Source organism: Haloarcula vallismortis ATCC 29715 (assembly GCF_000337775.1).
GTDB lineage: Archaea > Halobacteriota > Halobacteria > Halobacteriales > Haloarculaceae > Haloarcula > Haloarcula vallismortis.
This window is the reverse complement of the sequence record NZ_AOLQ01000040.1, coordinates 15,620-35,635: the sequence shown is the minus strand read 5'-3', so window position 1 is coordinate 35,635 and position 20,016 is coordinate 15,620. Positions and strand designations below refer to the sequence as shown.

Sequence of the window (20,016 nt, the reverse complement as noted above, 5' to 3'; positions counted from 1 at the left end):
CGCTACCAATTTGACCGAATGGATGCCTGCTGGCGGCTTTGTCGGCACCACAGGGAGAAAAGATGGCTTCTGAGGAGCAATGGCGGCTCGGGGACAAGACAGTCGAGTTGTCGAGTTCAGTCATCAGCGGGAGCCAACGCGCGGCGACGCGACACACACCGCTTCTCCGGACCGAATCAGTGGACCGACGCGACGAGATGCGGACAGAGGTCCCGATTCCGCTGGCGAAAGTGGCGCAGTCACAGGAGTGTACGGTGTTACACGTCGACGACGATCCACAGGTAGGTGAGCTGGTCGAGATGTATCTCGAGCGCATCAACGACGAGTTCAACGTCGTGACCAAGACCAGCGCCGTCGCCGCGCTTGAGGTCCTCCGGAACGAGCAGGTCGACTGTATCGTCAGTGATTACGATATGCCAAACACCGACGGGCTGGAGTTTCTGGAACTCGTCCGCGAGCAGTATCAGGACATTCCGTTTATTCTGTTCACTGGCAAGGGCAGTGAGGAAATCGCCAGCGAGGCAATTGCGTCGGGCGTCACGGACTATATGCAGAAGGGAGGGCGATCAGATACGTACGATGTCCTCGCCAACCGAATCGGGAATGCTATCGAGCAACACCGAACCGAACAGCGGTTCTGGAACGCGCTCTCGTGGTATCAGCGGCTCGTCGAACAGGAGCTCGCGGGCGTCTGCATCATCCAGGACGGGGCGTTTGTCTACGTGAACCAGAAGCTGGCCGACATTTTCGGCTATGACCAGAGTGAACTCATCGGCGAACCCCCGTCCCTCCTCACGGCAGAAGGCGACGGCGACAGACTTCCTGAGTCACTCCGAACGGCAGAGTCAGACGAGCTCGATACGTTCCACTCGGAGTTCGAGGGGCAACAGGCCGACGGTGAGACGCGTACCATCGAGGTGTCCGGCGGGTCGATTGAGTACGATGGCGACCCGGCGTGGATAGGCGTGCTTCGAGACGCTAAAAGCAATCCCGATACCGACGGGTAGGTCGCTGTGTGACTGCTGCGTGCAGTTCTTTGTTGTTACCGGCGCAGACATCGCAGTATCATAGCGGTCTCCCGGTGGCTGGCTCACTGTAAGCACAATCCCTTTCCACGGGCCACTCTTATCATAGGATAATGTCGGAGTGCGATGCCTGTGGAAAGCAGGAGAACATGCCGTACCAGTGTGGGCACTGTGGCGGGACCTACTGTGCGGAACACAGACTGCCCGAGGCCCACGATTGCCCCGGACTTGACAACTGGAGCGACCCGGGCGGCGTGTTCGACAGCGGGTTCGACGAGAGTGTAAACACCGGCCAGACCTCTGGCGGCGGCGTCGCCGACCGACTCGGTGTCGACACCGGGCCCGGCGGGCCGCTGGCGTACTTCCGGGGCAACGTCACGTACCTGTTCCTGGCGATTATGGGCATCGTGTTCATCCTCGAACACGTCGTCATTCTCTCTCTGGGCAGCGAAGCGTTTCAGACGCTGTTCGTCCTTCATCCGAACAACCCCGAGTACGTTTGGACGTGGGTCACCTCGGTGTTCTCACACGCTCCCTTCGGGTTCTATCACATCCTCGGCAACGGGATTATCATCTACTTCTTCGGCCGGCTCGTCGAGCAACAGATCGGGTCGAAGAAGTTCGCGATCTTCTTCCTCGTCTCGGGGGCGCTGGCGGGCCTCGGACAGATTGCCATCCAGACCGTACAGGGGACATCCGCCGGCGTCCTTGGGGCCAGCGGCGCGGCGCTGGCTATCATGGCGTTCCTGACCGTCCTGAAGCCTGACCTCCGCGTGTACCTGTACTTCCTGATTCCCGTCCCGATATGGGCGATCACTGGCTTTTACTTCCTGTTGAGCATCTTCGGGTCGCTCAATCCGATGGGGGCCGGCCTGCTCGGCGGTAACATCGCGCACCTCGCCCACCTCATCGGGCTCGTCATCGGGCTCTGGTACGGCCAGAAAATCAAGGGCAAGGCCCGTATGCCCGGCCAGATACAGTTCGGCGGTGGCGGCGGTCCAGGCGGCCCCGGTGGACCGGGCGGTCCCGGCGGTCCGGGCCGCCGTCGGCCGTGACCATGGAGCCGGTTCACCCCGAGTTCGTCCCTGATCCATCGCTCTCACAGACAGAGATGGAGGCGTTGCAACGCAATATCGCCGAGGCTGCGCGATTCGACGATGATCTGGGATTTTCACCCGACACGATGGCGCGCGCCGGGGACACGCCGGACGACGACCAGACGACTTTGACTGGTGGAGACAGGACGACTGCTCCGCCGCTCGTCGCCGGCGTCGACCAGGCGTTCGTCGACGACAGGGCCGTCTCGGCTATCGTCGTACTACGGAACGGCGAGGTCATCGAGCGGGTCAGTGCGGTCAAACGAACCGAAATTCCGTACATTCCCGGCCTGCTATCGTTCCGCGAGGGCGGTGCAATCTTAGCCGCCTTTGCGGAGTTGGAGACCGACCCAGACGTGGTGCTGGTCGACGGCAGCGGGCGAATCCACTTCCGGGAAGCCGGCCTGGCGACACACATCGGTGTCACGCTGGACGTGCCGGCCGTCGGCGTCGCCAAGAGCCTCCTCTGTGGCACGCCGGCGCAATCGCTTGAGGAAACGTACCCGGAAGGCACGCGGATTCCGATTGCGGCCGACGACAGCGTCGAGACGTGTCCAAACGGGACTGTCATCGGTCACGCGGTCCAGACGCGTCAGTACGACTCGCCGAACCGGTACATCAACCCGCTCATCGTCAGCCCCGGCCACCGCGTCAGCGCGAGCACGGCAGCGGATCTCGTCGAAGGCACCGCCGACGGCTACAAGCTCCCCGAGCCGACCCGGCTGGCCGACAGCTACGCCGACGAGGCGAAGGCCGCCAGCAGTGATCCGTCCGAATAACCGACAGTATAACTTCCCGGGGTGTGTTCTCCTGGCCAACACATGGCGAAGACGGTGCTGATTACGGGGGCGTCCTCGGGTATCGGACGGGCGAGTGCCGAGGCGTTCCTGACCGACGACTGGACTGTCTGGGCGACCGCCCGCGAGGAATCGGACATCGAAGACCTCGGCGAGGAGGGCTGTCAGACTGCCGAAATCGACGTGACAAATCCGCGGGAGTGTGAGCGGGTCGTTGAGGCGCTCATCGATTCAGAGGGTCGGCTCGACTGTCTGGTGAACAACGCCGGCTATCCGCAGTTCGGCGCAGTCGAGGACGTATCCACAGCAGCGCTCCACGAGCAGTTCGATGTCAACCTCTACGGTCCGCATCGCCTCATCCGCGAAGCGCTCCCGCACATGCGGGCTCGCGAGAACGGGACCATCGTCAACGTCTCAAGCGTCGCGGGCCGTATCGCGTTCCCGAATCAGGGCAGCTACGCCGCCTCGAAGTTCGCTCTGGAGGGGCTCAGCGACGCGCTCCGGATGGAGGTCGAGGAGTTCGGTATCGACGTGGTACTCATCGAGCCCGGGCCGGTCGAGACCAATTTCGATGACCGCGCTGACGAGGAAATCGACAATCTGGATAAGTCCGGCGCGTACGACTGGCTGTATCAGGCCCACGAGGATTCGAGTCTCGTCGGCATCCAGGACGCGCTGTCGGTCACCCCCGGCACGGTCGCGCTGACCATCCGCGACGCCGCCAACGCCAGCGACCCCGAGCCACGGTATCCCGTCGGCCAGGGCGCGCAACTGCTGCTCATGCTCGACTACCTGCCGGCGCGGTGGCGCGACGCGGCATTCGGTGTCATCCGGAAACTGACGAGCTAAGCAACGACTGCCGCCTATTTCAGTCCAGACAGGCCGCAACGACTGACAGCAATCGCTCGCCGCGCACTTCCTCGGCGAACAGCGGGACGCGGCGCACGTCGTGGCCGCGGAACATGTCCTGTGACCGGGCCAGCGCGTCCTGCTGGACCTGCCAGCGTCGGGCGCAGAACTCGCAGTCGGCGTGGTTCGGGCCGGCGATGTCTACGTCTTCACCGAGCACCTCGCTCGGGTCCTGCATCACGCGGTTGACGACGACGGTACTGACGGGAATGTTGAACTCGTCGAGTTGTGCGAGCAGGCGCTCGGACTCCACCACGGACAGCTCCTCGGGCACCATCACGATGCGGAAGTCCGTCTTCCGTGGGTCCTGCAGGATCGACCGCAGGTGCTCGATCCGGTCTGACAGCTCCTGCAGGTCCTCGATACCGGCCTCGGCGTTGACGTTCTGGTCGTCGCCGAACATCCCGGTGAGGTTGTCCATCATTCCGGAGAAGCGCTCGCGGAGCTGCAGAATCTTCCCGACCATCGAGTCCATCGTCTCGGGGAGTTCCAGCAAGCGGAGCGTGTGACCGGTCGGGGCGGTGTCGATGACGACGCGGTCGAAGCGGTCGTCGTCGACGTAGTCCAGCAGGAGCCGGAGCGCCGCGGCCTCGTCGGCTCCGGGCATCGACCCGCCGAGCAGGCCCTCCTCGCCGCCGATGGGGTCCTCAGCCTGGCCTGCACCCGCCGCACCGCCTGCGCCCCCGCCGAACATCCCGTCGCCACCGAGTAGTTCGCCCACACCGCCCAGCGCGTCTTCCTCGACGCCAAGCGGGCCCTCACCGACAGCGGCCTCCGGGTCGATTTCCGCGGCGTACAGCGGGATATCCTCGCGGATGCGTGTCGGCGTCGCCGGGATATCCGCCTCCAGCGTGTCCGACAGCGAGTGGGCGGGGTCCGTGGAGACAACGAGTGTCGCCGTGTCGTCGCGCGCGGAGGCCAGCGCTGTGGCTGCGGCACACGTCGTCTTGCCGACGCCGCCTTTCCCGCCGTAGAGGACGTACTCCGCCGCGTCGATTCCCGCGGGTGCGTCAATGTCGTCGACCGCCTCGACGTCGAGTTCGCTCATGCCAGAAGCTACGCTCGTCCGGCCTTGAGTACTTCCCGAAAAGGAGTTGTCCTACTGTCTCGAAGACCGCGCTTCACGGACATCTGCGCCGTCACGGAGTTTGTCCTCACAGTTCGGACAGACCCGAGGACCGTGACCCTCGACGGCTTCTGGTGTAAAAACCCGTACGTACTGCTCGGTTACGAACTCACCGCAGTTCTGACACTCGGGCATCTATAGGTACACTCGTTCCATGATGTATATGCCTTCCGCTGCCCACGAAATCTTCCGGTTAATCAACAGGCGGCGCTACTGATGGTCGGCCCAGAACGAATCCAGCTGGCTCGCCAGGAAATCGGGTGTCATCCGGGTGAACTCCTCGCGCTCGTCGACAGGCAGGTACGGATACACTGAATGCCGTGCGTCCGGCGTGTACCGGCGGCCGACCAGCGCTCGCACCCCGACTTCGTCGACGCCGCGGATGACGCGACCGATGGCCTGGCGCGCGCGCCGCACAGCCGGAACTGTCAGGGCGTACTCGAAGGCGTTGTCCTCGCCAAAGGCGTCGCCGTAGGCTCGCTGAACGCCCCGGACGCGAGGCGACCCAATGTTCACCAGCGGAATACCGACGACCGCACAGGTGGACAGCTTTTCGCCGTCGTAGTCGACCCCCTCGGTCAGCGTCCCGCGCGTCGACGTGACCATGACCGTCCCGTCACCGCTGAAGAACTCGCGTTTCAGCCGTTCGGTCTCCTCGTTGCTGGACGATTCGTCGACGAGCACCGGCTTGTCGACAGCGTCCTGCAGGTATGCCCCGGCCCAGCGGGCCTCACGGTAGTTCGGCATCGCGACCATGACATTGCCCGGCGAGCGGGCCAGCGCACGCAGCGCCTGTGCATACTCGTCGCGCGTCGGGTTCCAGTTGTCGCCCAGTGGCCGCATCGTCTCGGGGTCGCCGCGGTTGCGCGCGGTAAACGGCGTCGCGTCGACGAGGTACGATGCTCGATTCTCGGGCGGGAACGGCAGGTCGTACGTGGTCGTGCGGACCGGCCGCCCGTCGCCGGCCCCCTCGTCCGGGGCCGTCGACCCCGTTTCGGCCATCGAATCCAGCCCCGACACGCGGGTGAACACGTCAAGTGGCTCTAGGGTCGCGCTCATCAGGATACCGCCCCCGAGGTCGTCGAAGACGTTCCGCAGGGCCGTCGCTGGCATGCAGTTGTAGCACAGCAGGCCCGGCGTGTAGACGGCCTGGTAGTCTGCGTCGAGGGTCTGGCCGTGGTTCGGCGAGTGCTCCAGTTCGATCTCCCGGAGGAACGTTGCGTGGTCGCGCTCCCACCACTGCCCGGCCAGCACGCCGACGGCGGCACACACCGGCTGTCGTGTCAGCCCAAGCTGGTCGATTGCGTCCTCGACGGCGACCCCGACCTGTGACAGCGACCGCCAGAGCGAGCCGTCGTAGCCCTTGCGCTCGGCCCACTCGGTCAGTTCGTCCTGCTCGACCGTGTCGGGGTCCCGCAGCGGAATCTCCCTGTCGTGTTCCGGCAAGGTCGACGGGTCCGCGCGCCACCCTTCGTGTTCGGCGTCGAGGAACCCCTCGATGCGGTCGTCGAGCCATCGGACGAGGTCGTCGTAGAACTTTCTGGCCTGGTCGACCGCGTCCAGCGGGACTTCCCGGGCGGACAGTACCTCACGCACCTGCGCCTTGTGGTCCGCGCTCTGCTGGGCGCGCTGGATAAGCGTCGTACAGTCGTTTCGCGCCTGCACGATGGTCTGGCGGCCAAGGCGGTCTGACAGGAGGTCCCGAACCTGTTCTTCCAGCCGATGGGCCTCGTCGACGATGACGAGCGTCTGGTCGTCGAGCACGTCCGAAAGCAGCGGGCGAGAGCCGGGGTCGAACAGGTGGTTGTAGTTCCCGACGATAACGTCGGCTTCGTTCAACATGACGCTCATCACCCGGTGGGGGCAGGTCCCGCGCTCCGTCGCCGCCGGGAGATAGTCGTCCATCGTCACCACGTGCCTCTCCCCGGCGGAAAAGTCGACGGGCGAACCCTTGTTGCGGGCGTACCAGTCCGCCTCGAACGGACAGTACAGCGGCGGGTCCGACCCTTCCGCCATCGACTCCGGCGCCGTCGGCTGAGTCTGTCTGTACGGTGAGGCCGCACCGGCTGTCTGGAGCGTGTCCTCGCCGAGGGTCGATTGCTCGGCCGCGTCGGGGCGTGCAGCCGCGGCGAGGTCCTGTCCCTTTCGCGGGTCCCACCACTGGTCGTCGTCGGCTTCACCGGCGATTGCGGCGTCCGCGACGGCCGCGCCGTCCGAGCGCCCATCGTCCTCGACTAACCGCGCCGTCGCCTCCCTGAGCTCCTCACAGCGGTCGTGCGTGCCCACGTCGTCCGGGAACTGACCCTCGCGGCCGTACGGACAGAGGTCGCGCTTGCCGACCAGCGAGATACCATCGAACGGCTCCTCGATACCGGCGTTGAGCGCGCGGAGGTCGTCGACGAACTGCTGGAGCTGTTGTTTGACCGGCGTGACGACGACCATCCGTTCGTACAGGTCCGTATCGCGGACGAGCGTTGCGCCGGCGGTAAGCGCGGCCATCGTCTTTCCGGTCCCGCAAGGGCCCTCCATCGCAAGAAAGCCGCGGGCCTTGCCCGCCTCGATGGCTCGCTCGACGGCGTCGGCCTGATTCTCGTACGGCTCGTCGAAGCCGAAATACGTGCGCCAGGATTCCGTGCCCGTCGAGGCAGGGTCTGCCATTGAACCGGGGTTAGTCGGCTTCGTATTTGAACCGCAGGGTTCCTCGCCGTCGCAGTTGCTCAGCGTACATCGCGTCGGAACCGCAGTGAACGGAAAAACGGGCTGTGACTGACCGCCGCCCAGTCACTGTTACCGAGCCGTTAGTCCAGCAGACCGAGGTCGCTGAGTCGCTCGACGATGGTGTCGACGGCTTCTTCGGCGTCCTCCTTTCGCTTGCCACCGGTGACAACGAGCTTCCCCGAACCGAACAGTAGCGCGACCACGTCGGGCTCATCGAGTCGGTAGACGAGGCCCGGGAACTGCTCTGGCTCGTATTCGATGTTTTCCAGCCCGAGACCGATAGCGATGGCGTTGAGGTTGAGCGAACTACCGAGGTCCGCGGAGCTGACGATGTTCTGGACGACGATTTCTGGGTCGTCGTCGACCTGGATGTTCAGGTCGCGGAGCTTGTCGAAGACGATACGCAGACTCTGGTGGACATCGTCCGTCGATTTCGCACCCGTGCAGACGATCTTGCCCGACCGGAAGATGAGCGCGGCGGATTTAGGGTCCTGTGTCCGATAGACGAGGCCCGGGAACTGCTCGGGGTCGTAGTCGGCCCCCTCCAGGTCCATCGCGACGCTCTCAAGGTCGAGTTCTTGTCCGATTCCGGTCGAAGCAACGACATTTTCGATGTCAATGCTCTCTTTTGGGTCGACCATATAGTGTTTTAAATACCGGATTTAAATCATATAAACGTTTGTGATGCTGTGATTACTAGTCGTTCTTCGACCTCTACCACGTCCGACAGATTCCATTCAAGTAGGAGTCTGTCGGTTGAGCGCCCCTGCTGTGACTGTTTGTTCCAACACTCGGGGCTGGCCTGGTGGTCACTGGGGCCAGTAAAGAGGACCCTGCGCCGTTATACGGTCCGGCCGTCGTTATCGACGACGCTCGCAAACGCGACGTTTTCCTGTACAGTCTCGATTTCGACAGTCGGTGAGTCGCCCGGTTCGCCGTCGGGAACGATGACGACGTACCCGCGTTCGACCTTGGCGATGCCGTCGCCCTGATCGCCGAGCGATTCGATGGTCACGTTTCGGATTTCGCCCTCGTCGACTGGCGGTTGCGGGACGCCGGTGTCGACTCGACCCGGATCGGTATCCTGCTTGGGCGCCTGGGTCGGGGCTGCCGTCGACGAGCCGGCGTCGACCTGCGAAAGCAGGCCGACACGATAGGTCTCGCCCGGCGAAACTGCGCCGTGGGATACTTCACTTTTCGGGATTTCGACGACATATCGGTCCCCGTCCGTTTCTATCTGGGCACTGAACAATGTACTGAGCGCATCTGGAACTTCGACCATAGCCTATTCTACGGCTCATGATAGATAATGGTCCTGCCCTGATGTGGTGAAAATTGCCGGCAGTTGCCGATTAGTCGTCGCCTTCGACGCGATTAGTCTCTGTCCCGACCCCAGCCTCATCGAGCAGTTCCGCCCTGTGCTCGTCTAGCAACGGCGCGCGACCACCGGGAGAGGGCATCGTCTCGGTCATCTTTATTGGACTCCCGGCGATGGTCATCCGGTCGTCTGCGCCCGGCTGGTCCACCTCGGCGAGCATCTCCCGGTCGTGGATGTGGGGGTCCTCGAAGATGTCGGCGGTGTTCTGGACGGGGGCGGCCGGCACGCGTCCTTCGAGCAGATCGAGGAGCGTCTCAGAGTCGATGGTCGCGGTCCAATCGGCGATCTCGCGGCGCAGAGACTCGCGGTTCGCGATCCGGCTGCCGGCGTCGGGGTAGTCCGCAGCGAGGTCCGGGCGCTCCATCGCCTCACATAGCGCCTCCCAGTGGCCGTCGGAGAACGCCGCAATGACGACGTGGCCGTCGGCGGCCTCGAAGGAGTCATACGGGAACAGCGTCGGATGGGAGTTCCCCTGCCGGGTCGGCGACTCGCCGTCACAGGAGTACTGATACACCGTCCGCTCGCACAGCGACACCATCGAGTCGTACATCGCCGTATCGACGTACTGCCCCTCGCCCGTTCGCTCGCGGTGATGCACGGCCGCGAGGATACCGACGGCGTTCAACACGGCGGTAAAGAGGTCGCCGACGCCCGGGCCGACCTTCGTTGGCGGACCATCCGACTGGCCGGTGATTTCCATGACGCCGCCAAGCGCCTGCGCGATGAGGTCGAACGAGGGCTGGCCCTGCCGGTGGGTCTCACCCGTTCGCGGGTCGCCAAAGCCACGGATGGAGGAGTAGATGAGGTCCGGGTTGCGTTCCCGAAGCGTCTCGTAGCCGCAGTCGAACTTCTCCATCGTGCCGGCCTTGAAGTTCTCTACCACCACGTCTGCGCGCTCGACGAGCGAGAGGAACGCCTCACGGTCCTCATCGGTCCCCAGATCGAGTTCGAGCGAGCGTTTCCCGCGGTTGACACTCTGGAAATACCCGCCGTAGGCTTCCTCGTCGCTGTCGCTCACGAACGGCGGGTTCGACCTGATGAGGTCGCCGCCGGGGCGTTCGACCTTTACCACGTCCGCGCCCATGTCAGCGAGCAACATCGTACAGTACGGTCCGGCGAGGACCTGTGTCAGGTCAAGCACACGCAAGTCGTCAAGCGCACCCATGGGAAAATCACGACGGGGCGGCCGCATAAACCTTCTTGAACGTCCGTTATAAATTCCTTAAGGCCATATTATCATGAAAGACCATTAGGTTTATCACTACCCGCCGATGACGGGGTAGTACATGCCCCGGACCGTTATCCTCGGCGTGATTGGCTCCGACGCGCACGTCGTCGGCATCACGATTCTAGAGCAGGCGCTCTCGGCCGCTGGCTTCGAGGTCATCAACCTCGGCGTCCAGACGTCACAGGACGAGTTCGTCTCCGCCGCGAAATCTCACGACGCCGAGGCAGTACTCGTATCCTCGCTGTACGGGCACGCCCGTCAGGACTGCGAGGGGCTTCACGACGAGCTCGACGACGCTGGGCTCGACGTGCTCACTTACGTCGGTGGGAACCTCGCCGTCGGCCAGTCCGACTTCGAGGAGACGCAGGCAACCTTCCGGCAGATGGGCTTCGACCGGGTCTTCGACGCGGAGACAGACCCGGAAGAGGCCATCGAGATGCTCCGCGAAGACCTGCAACTGACGACAACAGAGGCGGAGCAGATCAGGGTTGACGGGTGACTATGCCAACTGACGAGCGACTCAGCGACGACCAGCTACAGCGCATCGCAAACGAACTCAGGGACAACTGGCACACGGGCCGGGAAGTCGATTTCGAGGAGGCCATCGCCTTCCACGAGTCGCTGCCCGCCTCGAAACAGTTCGCCACGGTGCTGGAGTCGGCTGACCAGCCACTCCTCCAGCCGCGGGCGGGTGTTCCCTGCCTCGAAGAACAGATCGACCTGCTGCGGTACCTGCAGGACGAGGGCGGCGCGGACCTCTTGCCGACGACTATCGACTCGTACACGCGTGACAACGAGTACGAGAAGGCAGAAGAGGGACTGGCTGCCTCTCGCGGCAGCGACGAGAACGAACTGAACGGCTTCCCCGCAGTGAACCACGGCGTCGAGGACTGCCGACGGCTTATCCGGGCGCTCGACGCGCCGGTCGAGGTCCGCCACGGCACGCCCGACGCCCGACTGCTGGCGATGGTCACGCTCGCCGGCGGCTTCCAGAGCTTCGAGGGCGGGCCGATATCCTACAACATTCCGTACACCAAGCGGCACGACCTCGCGACGACCATCGAGCACTGGCAGTTCGTCGACCGGCTCTGTGGAGCCTACACCGAACGCGGTGTCACCATCAACCGCGAACCGTTCGGCCCGCTGACCGGCACCCTTGTCCCGCCGAGCATCGCCATCGCAGTGATGCTTGTCGAGGGTGAGTTAGCCGCGACGCAGGGCGTTCGGTCGCTCACGCTGGGCTACGGACAGGTCGGGAACCTCGTGCAGGACGTGGCGGCGCTGCGCGCGCTGCGGAAGCTCGGCAACGAGTACCTCCGCGACGAAGTGACTGTCACCACCGTCTTCCACGAGTGGATGGGGGGCTTCCCGCCCGACGAGGCCCGCGCCAACGGCGTCATCAGCCTCGGCGGCGCGACGGCGGCCGTCGCCCAGCCGGACAAAGTCATCACGAAGTCCGCCCAGGAGTTCCAGGGCGTGCCGACGAAAGAGGCCAACGCGGCCGGACTGCGAACGACGAGACAGCTTATCGATATGATGATCGAACAGGACATCGATCTGGGTGGTATCGAAGAGGAACAGGCGCTCATCGAGCGAGAGACGCGGGCGCTGATGGACGCTATCTACGACGCCGGCGACGGCGACGTGGCACAGGGGGTTATCAACGCCTTCGACAGCGGCGCGCTGGACGTGCCCTTTGCGCCGAGTGACGCCGCCGAGGGCGCAGTGCTGCCGGCCAGAGACGACGACGGCCGGGTCCGAATCTTCGAGTTCGCGGACCTCGCGCTCCCGGACGACATCAAGGAGATTCACGCCGCGCGGCTGGGCGAACGGGCCGAGACCGAGGGCCGCGACCAGTCGTTCCGGATGGTCGCCGACGACGTGGACGCCATCAGCGACGGGAAGCTCATCGGGCGTCCGACCGGCGACAACAGCCCCGCAGGGGGTGCCAGCGATGCGGATTGAGGACGTGCGAACGGTTCCGGGCCTCTCCGGGTTCTTCTTCGACGACCAGCAGGCCATCAAGGACGGGGCGACCCAGAGCGGGTTCGCCTACGACGGCCAGCCCGTCACCGAGGGGTTTGACCGCATCCGCGAGGCCGGCGAGGCGCTTATCGTGGAGATCGAACTCGCCGACGGCTCCATTGCGACCGGCGACTGCGCCGCGGTGCAGTACTCCGGCGCTGGCGGTCGGGACCCGCTGTTCCGGGCCGAGAAGTACCGCCCCGTCGTCGAGGGGCCCGTCGCCGACGCCCTCCGCGGGCAGGACGCGACCCAGTTCGGGGCCAACACGACAATGCTAGAGGAGATGGACGCCCACCGCTCGGGCGGTGGCCAACTCCATACGGCGGTCCGATACGGCGTCTCGCAAGCATTGCTGAACGCCGCCGCGCAGGCGCAAGGCGTGACGCCGACGGACGTACTCGCCGACACCTACGACACGGAGCCGGCGACTTCACCGATTCCGGTGTTCGGCCAGTCGGGCGACGAGCGCCGCATCAACGCCGAGAAGATGCTCATCAAGGGCGTTCCGGTGCTCCCCCACGGTCTGTTCAACAGCGTCGAGAAGGTCGGCGAGAACGGCGAGGGCTTGCGTGACTATCTCGCGTGGCTCTCGGACCGAGCGACGGCGCTCGGGCCGGAACCGTACTCGCCGCGCTTCCACGTCGACGTGTACGGCATCCTCGGGAAGGTGTTCGGCCCGCCGTACGACCGGACCGAGGTGACCGACTACTTCGAGACCCTGCAGGAGGCCGCCGCGCCGTACCCCCTCCAGGTCGAGGGTCCGATGGACGCCGGCGGCCGCGAGGCGCAGATAACCGAGATGGCCGAACTCCGGGACGGCCTCGCGGATGCCGGCGTCGAGGTCGACATCGTCGCCGACGAGTGGTGCAACACCTTCGAGGACGTGCAGGCGTTCGTCGACGCGGAAGCCGCCGACTTGGTCCAGATAAAGACGCCGGACCTCGGCGGTATCCAGCGCTCGGCCGAGGCGGTACTGTACTGCGAGGGAACGGACACCCGTGCCTACGTCGGCGGGACCTGTAACGAGACCGTGACCTCGGCGCGGGCCTGTGCCCACGTCGCGCTGGCGACCGACGCCGCGCAGGTGCTGGCGAAACCGGGCATGGGCTTCGACGAGGGGTTCATGGTCGTCACGAACGAGATGCGGCGGGCGCTTGCGCGCCGGGCAGCCACACGGGAGGTGCCGGCCGATGACTGACTGGGCCGACCCCGACACGCTGGACCTCTCGGACGGCGAGACGTTCGACAGGCTGCTCGACCGGGCCGACACCCGGGAGAAGGGCCACTTCTTCGAGTTCTTCGCGGAGGGCGACAAACTCGTGCACGACCCCGGCCTCCGACTCACCCATCACGGCAGCGAGCAGTGGATGGGCCAGACGCTCAACCACGACCCGGCGTACTGGCGGGCTGACACTGCCCAGGAGCGTGGTTTCGAGGAGCGCCCGGTTCACCCCGATTACCTGCTGGCCTGTGTGATGGGCATTACCGTTGAGGACCTCTCAGAGAAGGGGGGCTACTTCCTCGGCCGGGACGACGTGGAGTTCTATCAGCCAGCGACGGCCGGCACGCCGCTGTCGGTCACCTCGACTGTCGTCGACACCCGGACCTCCTCGTCCCGCCCGAAGTACGGCATCGTTACGTGGGAGACAGAGGGCCGGAACCGCGAAACCGGCGAGAGACTGGTCTCCTACCAGCGGACGAATATGATCCCGCGCCGGGAGCCGGCGGCGACTGACGGCGGCGCGGTCGGCGAGCAGGATGAGAGCGACCCGACGCTCCCGGACACGCTCGTCACACCCGAGGGAGAACACTTCGAGGACTTCCAGCGGGCGCTCGACACCGCCCGCGAGGAGAACGCCGCCGTCGCCTACCGCCACGAACGCGGGCGGACGATGGACGACCAGTTGGTCGCGGGCCTCCCGCTGGCGACGCTCAACACCGCCCGGCAGCACCACAACCGCGACGAGATGGCTGACTCGCCCTCGGGCGACATCGTCGCCTACGGCGACGTGACCCGCTCGATTGCGCTGGCACACGCCCGCTCGGACGAGGCGACCTACCGCGAGCACCGCTTCGCCGACGAGCGGTTCCACGACTTCGTCACGCTCGGTGACACCGTCTACGGGTTCACCCGCGTCCTCGACTGTGACCCCGACGCCGGGCCATCGCGGGCCGGCGCGGTCACCTTCGAACACGTCGCGTTCAATCAGGAGCAGACCCCGGTCTACTCTGGCCGGCGAACCGCACTCATTCAGCGAGATACATGACACGACTCTGTCGCACATTCCAGACCGCACCGGCCGCGATACCGAACGACAACAGCGCGAAGTTCCTCGTCTCGGGACTCACGAGCGAGGGGTTCCAGACCCCCGACTGGCTCGTCCCCGACATCGAGGACGGCACCGCGCCGTCGATGAAAGCCGAGGCCGTCGACAACATCATCGAACACGTCCCCGACCACGCCGACGAGTTCGCGGGGGAGATTCTCCCGCGGGTCGAGTGGGCCTACGACGACGCCGACGCCCGCGAGCGCGGCATCGAACAGGTGACCCGCTTGGCCGATGAGGTCGGTGAGGAACTGGACGGCTTCGTCTTCCCGAAGGTCGGCCGCCTCGAGGACGTGCGCGACGCTGCGGGCGTCATCGCCGACGCTGAACGGGACGCCGGGCTCTCCGAGGGCGCGCTGGATATGGCTATCATTCTGGAGACAGCGCCGGGCCGCTCCGACCTCCGTGAAATCTGCCAGTTCGCGGCTGATTCGCGGCTGTCGGCGCTCGTCTTCGGCCCTGTGGACTACACCGCCGAACTCGGCGGCCGCGCGCTCAACGGCGAACGGCCCCGCTGGGATGGCCTGCTCGAAGCGCTCTCGAACGAGACGAGCGCGGCCGACATCGTTTCCATCGGCGGCCCCTTCGATCAGTTGTTCCACGAGCGCGCCGGCGTCACCTACTACAACGCCGAGGGCTACGCCGACCAGGTCGAACACGAGGCGACCATCGGCATCGACGGCTCGTGGTCGCTGCACCCCAAACAGACCACGCAGGCCAACCGCATCCATATGCCCACGACCGAGGAACTGGAGCGGGACCTCCACAAGATCGAGTCGTTCAACGAGGCCAAGCGCGAGGGGACCGGCGCGGTCGTCGTCGACGGCCAGATGGTCGACGAGGCGACCTACAAGAACTTCGCCAACACTGTCAAAACGGTGCGGGCCATCGACGACACCCACCCCGCCCAGACCGGGGAGTACTACGCCGACGACCTACTGGCGCGGGCGAGAGACGTGGACCTGATTTTCGGCTGACCTACGCCGACGACCGTTTTTGCTTACTCAAAATACTCCGCCAGCCGCGTCGCCGCCTCGTCTACCCTGGGCGTCACGAGCGCGAACCGTATCCAGTCGCTCCGTGAGTCGCCAAAGGCTTCGCCGGGCATCCCGGCCACGCCGGCTTCGTCCACGAGTTCGTACACGTTCTCGAACGACCCCGGGAAGTCGGGGAACCGCGCCATCACGTAGAAGCCGCCGTCGGGGCGGTTGTACTCGGCCCCGGCTTCCGCCAGCGCCCCACAGAACTCATCGACGCGGGCTTCGAGGCGGCGTCGGCAAGCAGCGTAGTAGTCCGGACTCGTCGTCTTCAGCGCCCGCAGGACGGCGTACTGTGCCGGCCGACTCCCGGTAACATTTGTGAGCATGTGCTGGGTTCGAGCCCGTTCCAGCAGGTCACCGGTCGGGCCGTCCTCTGGCGGGAAAATCGCGTAGCCGACCCGGAAGCCGGTGATCGCCATCGTCTTCGAAAAGGAGTTGGTGGCGACGACGTGGTCAGAGTCGGCGCGCAGCGCCGAACTGAACCGACCTGCGTAGTCGAAGTGGTCGTACACTTCGTCGCTGAGCAGCAGTGCGTCGTACTCCTCGGCGATGGCTGCGAACTCGGCCATCGCGTCTGCGTCGTACACCGCCCCGGTGGGGTTGTTCGGCGAATTGACGACGATGACGGCCGTCTCCTCGCTCGCGGCCGCTCGAACGTCCGCGGGGGCCAGTCGGTTGTCCTCGTCGACCGGGACGAAGGAGATGTCTGCACCGATGAAGTTCGCCCGCCCGGCGTAGTAGGGGTAGACCGGGTCCGTCAAGAGAATCTCGTTGCCGTCGAAGCGGTGGAGCCCGCCGGTCATCGCGAGGTGGTTCGCCTCACCCGCACCGTTCGTGACAAGTACTCGGTTCCGGTCCACACCGCGTCGGGCGGCGATTTCGTCGCGAAGGGGCGTCATCCCCACGCTGGGCGGGTACTGGTAGTCATCCGCCGGGGCCTCGGCGTAGTCTCTGAGCCCGTCCCGAATCCCCTCGGGCGGGTCCCAGTCGGGGTTGCCCGACACCATGTCCACCACGTCCCGGTCGGCCCGGGCCGCGTACTGCATGACCCGGAAGAACTGGGGTTCCGTGTAGTCCATACAGACCCTCCGGCTGCCGGCCCCGTCTGTTTTTCTGTCTACTGGCGGACGTACAGTGTCAGCCCACCGAGGACAAGCAACAGTGCCCCCCACAGGAGGTCCGAGCCGGGCAGGACCCAGAGGAACAGCGTCACGAGACCCGACGTGAGGAGTGACCAGCCAAGCGTCGTCTGATAGCTCATACACGCAGTTATGTCTTCGAGCTGAAAGTATCTCGCCCCGTCCTGAACGTTTATTCGCCTGTCACGACAACTACTGGTAATGACAGACGATACTGCGGACCCGGCCGAGAAGCGCGTCGGCAAGCGTCTCCGAGAAGCTGATGCCACGGTCGCTACCGCGGAATCCTGTACCGGCGGTCTCGTCGGGTCGAAGATAACGGACATACCCGGTTCCAGCGACTACTTCGACCGCTCGCTGGTCACCTACTCCTACGAGGCCAAGCGAGAACTGCTGGCAGTTTCGCGGGAATCGCTCGACGCCCACGGCGCGGTCTCTGAGCCGGTTGCTGTCGAAATGGCACAGGGCGTCCGCGATACGGCCAGAACCGACTGGGGCGTCGCCACGACCGGCGTCGCCGGGCCGAGCGGCGGTTCGTCGGAGACGCCTGTCGGGACAGTCTACATCGCCGTCGCCGAGGCCGCCCCGTGGGGGACCAACGAATCCGGCGTGACTGTGTCCCGCTACGAGTTCGACGGCACCCGTCGCGAAATCAAGGCGAGCATCGCGACACAGGCACTCCGAGACCTGGAAACCGCCTTACAGGAGTAGTAAGCTCTTTTAGGTGGGACACAGACGGTCCGGTAGATGAACAAACGTGGGCACGTCCTCAATGCCGTCCTCCTGAGCATCGGACTGGGGTACGTCCTCGACCCTTCTGGTGATGTAACGACGTTCGCGACAATCGCGGAAGTGTTCCTTCCCCTCGTTCTGGGCGCACTGTTCCCCGATGTCGACACTGCCTTCGGCAAGCACCGCAAGACGCTGCACAACATCCCGGTCCTCGTGATTTTTCTGGCGCACCCACTGTATCACGGCGGTAATCTCCAGTGGGTGTGGCTCGGCGTCCTCACACATTACGTGCTGGACTACTTCGGCTCCCGCCGGGGTATCGCGCTGTTTTACCCTATCTCGGACACAGAGTATGGCTCACCGACGGGTGTGACAACATCCAGCGACCACGCCGAAGCCGTTACCGTCGTGATTACCGCCTTCGAACTGCTCGCGGTCGCCCTGCTCGTCCACGTCCTCCCGCAGTACCTGCCGCCAACGGTCAGAACCTTCGTCGTCGAAAACAGCGCGTTTCTGGTTTAGTACACCTTCACGTCGTTGAACCGCCCGTCGTACGCGACGTGGTCAGGATGCGTCGGCTCGGTTCCCTGGAGCATCAGCCGGTCAAACTTGCCCCACGTGTTTTCCAGCCCCAGATGCGCCCACTCGACCGCCCGCCGGAGGTCGTGTGAGAGACCATCGCGATGGAACAGCGACCGTTCCACGTCGCTTTTCAGCGCCGTACTGAGCGCTGCCACATCGTCGAACGCCTCGGCAAAGGTCACGTACGCCTCGCCGACGGTCCCACGGACGTGGGCATACGATGAGACGAACGGCTTGTGACCGGTCTCTGACGTGAACGACTGCGCGCGGTCTCGGTGGTGGGACAGCTGTTTGGGGTTGTACACTTCCAGCGCGTCGATGCTGTCCCCGTAGGCTTCGATATCGTCCAGCCCGAGACTGACGTTGAGAAAGCCGGGGTGGGGGACGAGCACGGCCGCGTCTTGGCGGTCGAGTTCACGCATTGCGCCGTCGAAGGTAATGAAATCCGGAACCGGCTCTTCGAGGCCAAGCGCCAGCACATGCCGGCGCTGTTGCCATGTCCCAGTAAATATCTCTCTGGCTGGAAACACGGTCAGCTCTTCGTCGGAAAACGTCTCTGCTTGCCGCCGTATCTCCGGTAGCCGCGTGAAATGCGGCGCATACACCAGCGCGTCGAGGCCACGTGCCTTCGCGCGCTCGACGACCCCGTCGTCGAGCACTTTCACGTGGAGATCAACGGCGTACCCCTCGGGTTGCACGGTCGACGCTAACTCCGTACTGCCATTAGGGGTTTCCGTTTCGGCAGTCTGCGAGACAGGCTGCTGACAGGTGGCAGCCAAGGTTTTTACCCCCGGGTCGCCTGCGACTGAGCAAATGCCACGCTGGGAGTGCGACATCGAAGGGGACGATAGACAGTTCGACCGCGTTGAGGAGCTCATCATCCATCAGTCGGTCGAACACGACCGTATCGAGTGCAAGGTCTGCGGTGCCGTCGTCCCTGACGGCTACTTCGCTATCAAGCACGCGTTCGACGAGCACTCCCGCGCGGAGTACGTCCGCGCCTACGACGCCTCCGCCGCCGAGGTTCGCCGCCGCGAACAAATAAAGGAGTCCGTCGAGGCCGCCGCCAACATGAGCGAAGTCATCGACCGACTGGAAGGCGGCGAAGCGTAGCGTCGATACTGCGGCAGTCGCTCTTTGAGACGGACCGCAGACAATTCGCCCGAAAAGTCTGCTTTGCAGTTTCGGTCGCCGCCCGTTCGAGGTGAACGAGAGTCGCTTCGCCGACCGCGTCACACGGTTTCGCGGCCCGGGGCTTCTCTACCGCTCTTCGGAGTCAAGCACGCGAATCTGGTCACCGCGCACGGTAACCGGAATCGGGACCGTCGCCTCGTACAGTTCGACGGTCACCTGATCTTTGCCCTCGTCGATACGCTGGACCTGTGCCTTCTCGCCTTTGAACGGGCCAGCAATGAGTTCGACGATGTCGCCCTCCGCGATGCCTTCCACGTCCGGTTTCGGGGAGAGGAAGTGCTCGACCTCCGCCATCGAGGACTCCCCCTGCACGACGCCGTTGGCGTGAGGAATCTCGTCGAGAATCCGGTCGAAGACGTTGTGATCGTCGGCTTCGACCATCACGTAACTCGTCAGCGAGTCCGGTGCGAGCGCGGCGTGAATCTCGTCTTCCTCGCGGGAGATAATCATGTCCGCGACGGTGCGTTCCTGGCTGGCCGTGGTTTTGACTGCGTAGATCCCCATCGGTTTACACCGGCTTGCTGCCAGGCACGAAGGTCATCACGGCGAAGATGATGAACCCGAGCAGTCCGACCAGCGCGATGCCCGCGCCGGCGATCTTCGCGATCTGGGAGAACTCCTCCCACGACGGCGTACTCGCCAGTTTGAGTACGCGGATGTAGGAGGTGAGATCGTATGGAACGTCCATAGCGGGTCGTA

The 20,016-nt window shown here is 64.7% G+C and carries 23 protein-coding genes; 12 read left to right on the top strand and 11 right to left on the bottom strand.

Annotation, left to right across the window (positions count from 1 at the left end):
- Positions 1-62: 62 nt before the first annotated feature.
- The 4 genes from C437_RS10140 to C437_RS10125 all read left to right on the top strand — a co-directional run bounded on the left by C437_RS10140 (position 63) and on the right by C437_RS10125 (position 3,768).
- Positions 63-1,007 carry a response regulator gene (locus C437_RS10140; protein ID WP_004516857.1) on the top strand — a complete coding sequence of 315 codons (945 nt, stop codon included), beginning with the start codon at positions 63-65 and terminating at the stop codon, positions 1,005-1,007.
- Between the two features lie 131 nt (positions 1,008-1,138).
- A complete protein-coding gene (locus C437_RS10135) occupies positions 1,139-2,080 on the top strand; it encodes a rhomboid family intramembrane serine protease (RefSeq protein ID WP_004516856.1) in 942 nt (313 codons plus the stop codon).
- 2 nt (positions 2,081-2,082) lie between these two features.
- Entirely contained in the window at positions 2,083-2,901 is an 819-nt protein-coding gene (locus C437_RS10130) for an endonuclease V (RefSeq protein ID WP_004516855.1), read from the top strand.
- Positions 2,902-2,943: 42 nt separating this feature from the next.
- Complete coding sequence (locus C437_RS10125; protein ID WP_004516854.1) at positions 2,944-3,768, top strand: SDR family oxidoreductase; 825 nt, start codon at positions 2,944-2,946, stop codon at positions 3,766-3,768.
- 19 nt (positions 3,769-3,787) lie between these two features.
- Here C437_RS10125 and C437_RS10120 read toward each other — a convergent pair whose 3' ends face one another.
- From C437_RS10120 to mct, 6 genes are all read right to left on the bottom strand, one after another.
- Complete coding sequence (locus C437_RS10120) at positions 3,788-4,876, bottom strand: ArsA family ATPase (RefSeq protein ID WP_004516853.1); 1,089 nt, start codon at positions 4,874-4,876, stop codon at positions 3,788-3,790.
- Between the two features lie 51 nt (positions 4,877-4,927).
- On the bottom strand, positions 4,928-5,089 hold the full coding sequence (locus C437_RS20625; RefSeq protein WP_004516852.1) for a DUF7563 family protein: 162 nt from the start codon (positions 5,087-5,089) through the stop codon (positions 4,928-4,930).
- Positions 5,090-5,164: 75 nt separating this feature from the next.
- Positions 5,165-7,612, bottom strand: a complete 2,448-nt coding sequence (locus C437_RS10115; protein ID WP_004516851.1) for an ATP-dependent DNA helicase — start codon at positions 7,610-7,612, stop codon at positions 5,165-5,167.
- A 140-nt stretch (positions 7,613-7,752) separates the two neighbouring features.
- A complete protein-coding gene (locus C437_RS10110; RefSeq protein ID WP_004516850.1) occupies positions 7,753-8,313 on the bottom strand; it encodes a TATA-box-binding protein in 561 nt (186 codons plus the stop codon).
- Positions 8,314-8,513: 200 nt separating this feature from the next.
- Entirely contained in the window at positions 8,514-8,954 is a 441-nt protein-coding gene (locus tag C437_RS10105; RefSeq protein WP_004516849.1) for a TRAM domain-containing protein, read from the bottom strand.
- A gap of 70 nt (positions 8,955-9,024) precedes the next feature.
- Complete coding sequence (mct, locus tag C437_RS10100; RefSeq protein ID WP_004516848.1) at positions 9,025-10,215, bottom strand: succinyl-CoA:mesaconate CoA-transferase; 1,191 nt, start codon at positions 10,213-10,215, stop codon at positions 9,025-9,027.
- Between the two features lie 121 nt (positions 10,216-10,336).
- Here mct and glmS point away from each other — a divergent pair, with 121 nt between their 5' ends.
- The 5 genes from glmS to citE are packed head-to-tail and all read left to right on the top strand — an operon-like array spanning position 10,337 to position 15,607.
- Entirely contained in the window at positions 10,337-10,777 is a 441-nt protein-coding gene (gene glmS / locus C437_RS10095) for a methylaspartate mutase subunit S (RefSeq protein WP_004516847.1), read from the top strand.
- Between the two features lie 2 nt (positions 10,778-10,779).
- The gene (locus C437_RS10090; protein ID WP_004516846.1) at positions 10,780-12,243 is read left to right on the top strand and encodes a methylaspartate mutase subunit E; all 1,464 of its coding nucleotides are present in this window, start codon (positions 10,780-10,782) and stop codon (positions 12,241-12,243) included.
- Positions 12,233-13,501: a methylaspartate ammonia-lyase gene (locus C437_RS10085; RefSeq protein WP_004516845.1), complete on the top strand. Its 1,269-nt coding sequence runs from the start codon at positions 12,233-12,235 to the stop codon at positions 13,499-13,501. Before C437_RS10090 ends, C437_RS10085 begins: the two co-directional genes overlap by 11 nt.
- Entirely contained in the window at positions 13,494-14,570 is a 1,077-nt protein-coding gene (gene mch / locus C437_RS10080) for a 2-methylfumaryl-CoA hydratase (protein ID WP_004516844.1), read from the top strand. The genes C437_RS10085 and mch overlap by 8 nt, the downstream gene beginning before the upstream one ends.
- Positions 14,567-15,607 carry an L-malyl-CoA/beta-methylmalyl-CoA lyase gene (gene citE, locus C437_RS10075; protein ID WP_004516843.1) on the top strand — a complete coding sequence of 347 codons (1,041 nt, stop codon included), beginning with the start codon at positions 14,567-14,569 and terminating at the stop codon, positions 15,605-15,607. Before mch ends, citE begins: the two co-directional genes overlap by 4 nt.
- Positions 15,608-15,630: 23 nt before the next feature.
- Here the strand turns inward: citE and C437_RS10070 are convergent, their stop codons facing one another.
- The gene (locus tag C437_RS10070) at positions 15,631-16,749 is read right to left on the bottom strand and encodes a pyridoxal phosphate-dependent aminotransferase (protein ID WP_004516842.1); all 1,119 of its coding nucleotides are present in this window, start codon (positions 16,747-16,749) and stop codon (positions 15,631-15,633) included.
- Positions 16,750-16,787: 38 nt separating this feature from the next.
- Entirely contained in the window at positions 16,788-16,931 is a 144-nt protein-coding gene (locus tag C437_RS20620; RefSeq protein WP_004516841.1) for a hypothetical protein, read from the bottom strand.
- A gap of 79 nt (positions 16,932-17,010) precedes the next feature.
- Between C437_RS20620 and C437_RS10065 the strand changes: the two genes are divergently transcribed.
- Together C437_RS10065 and C437_RS10060 are read left to right on the top strand one after the other, a co-directional pair.
- Positions 17,011-17,520, top strand: a complete 510-nt coding sequence (locus C437_RS10065; RefSeq protein ID WP_004516840.1) for a CinA family protein — start codon at positions 17,011-17,013, stop codon at positions 17,518-17,520.
- 36 nt (positions 17,521-17,556) lie between these two features.
- Positions 17,557-18,063, top strand: a complete 507-nt coding sequence (locus C437_RS10060) for a metal-dependent hydrolase (protein ID WP_004516839.1) — start codon at positions 17,557-17,559, stop codon at positions 18,061-18,063.
- Here the strand turns inward: C437_RS10060 and C437_RS10055 are convergent.
- On the bottom strand, positions 18,060-18,821 hold the full coding sequence (locus C437_RS10055; protein ID WP_004516838.1) for a PHP-associated domain-containing protein: 762 nt from the start codon (positions 18,819-18,821) through the stop codon (positions 18,060-18,062). The two genes, C437_RS10060 and C437_RS10055, sit on opposite strands and share 4 nt — an antisense overlap.
- A 115-nt stretch (positions 18,822-18,936) precedes the next feature.
- Between C437_RS10055 and C437_RS10050 the strand changes: the two genes are divergently transcribed.
- Entirely contained in the window at positions 18,937-19,236 is a 300-nt protein-coding gene (locus C437_RS10050; RefSeq protein ID WP_004516837.1) for a DUF7565 family protein, read from the top strand.
- 147 nt (positions 19,237-19,383) lie between these two features.
- On the opposite strand, the gene C437_RS10045 is transcribed toward C437_RS10050, so the two are convergent.
- Positions 19,384-19,821, bottom strand: a complete 438-nt coding sequence (locus C437_RS10045) for a transcription elongation factor Spt5 (RefSeq protein WP_004516836.1) — start codon at positions 19,819-19,821, stop codon at positions 19,384-19,386.
- A 4-nt stretch (positions 19,822-19,825) separates the two neighbouring features.
- Complete coding sequence (locus C437_RS10040; RefSeq protein ID WP_004516835.1) at positions 19,826-20,005, bottom strand: protein translocase SEC61 complex subunit gamma; 180 nt, start codon at positions 20,003-20,005, stop codon at positions 19,826-19,828.
- Positions 20,006-20,016 lie beyond the last annotated feature (11 nt).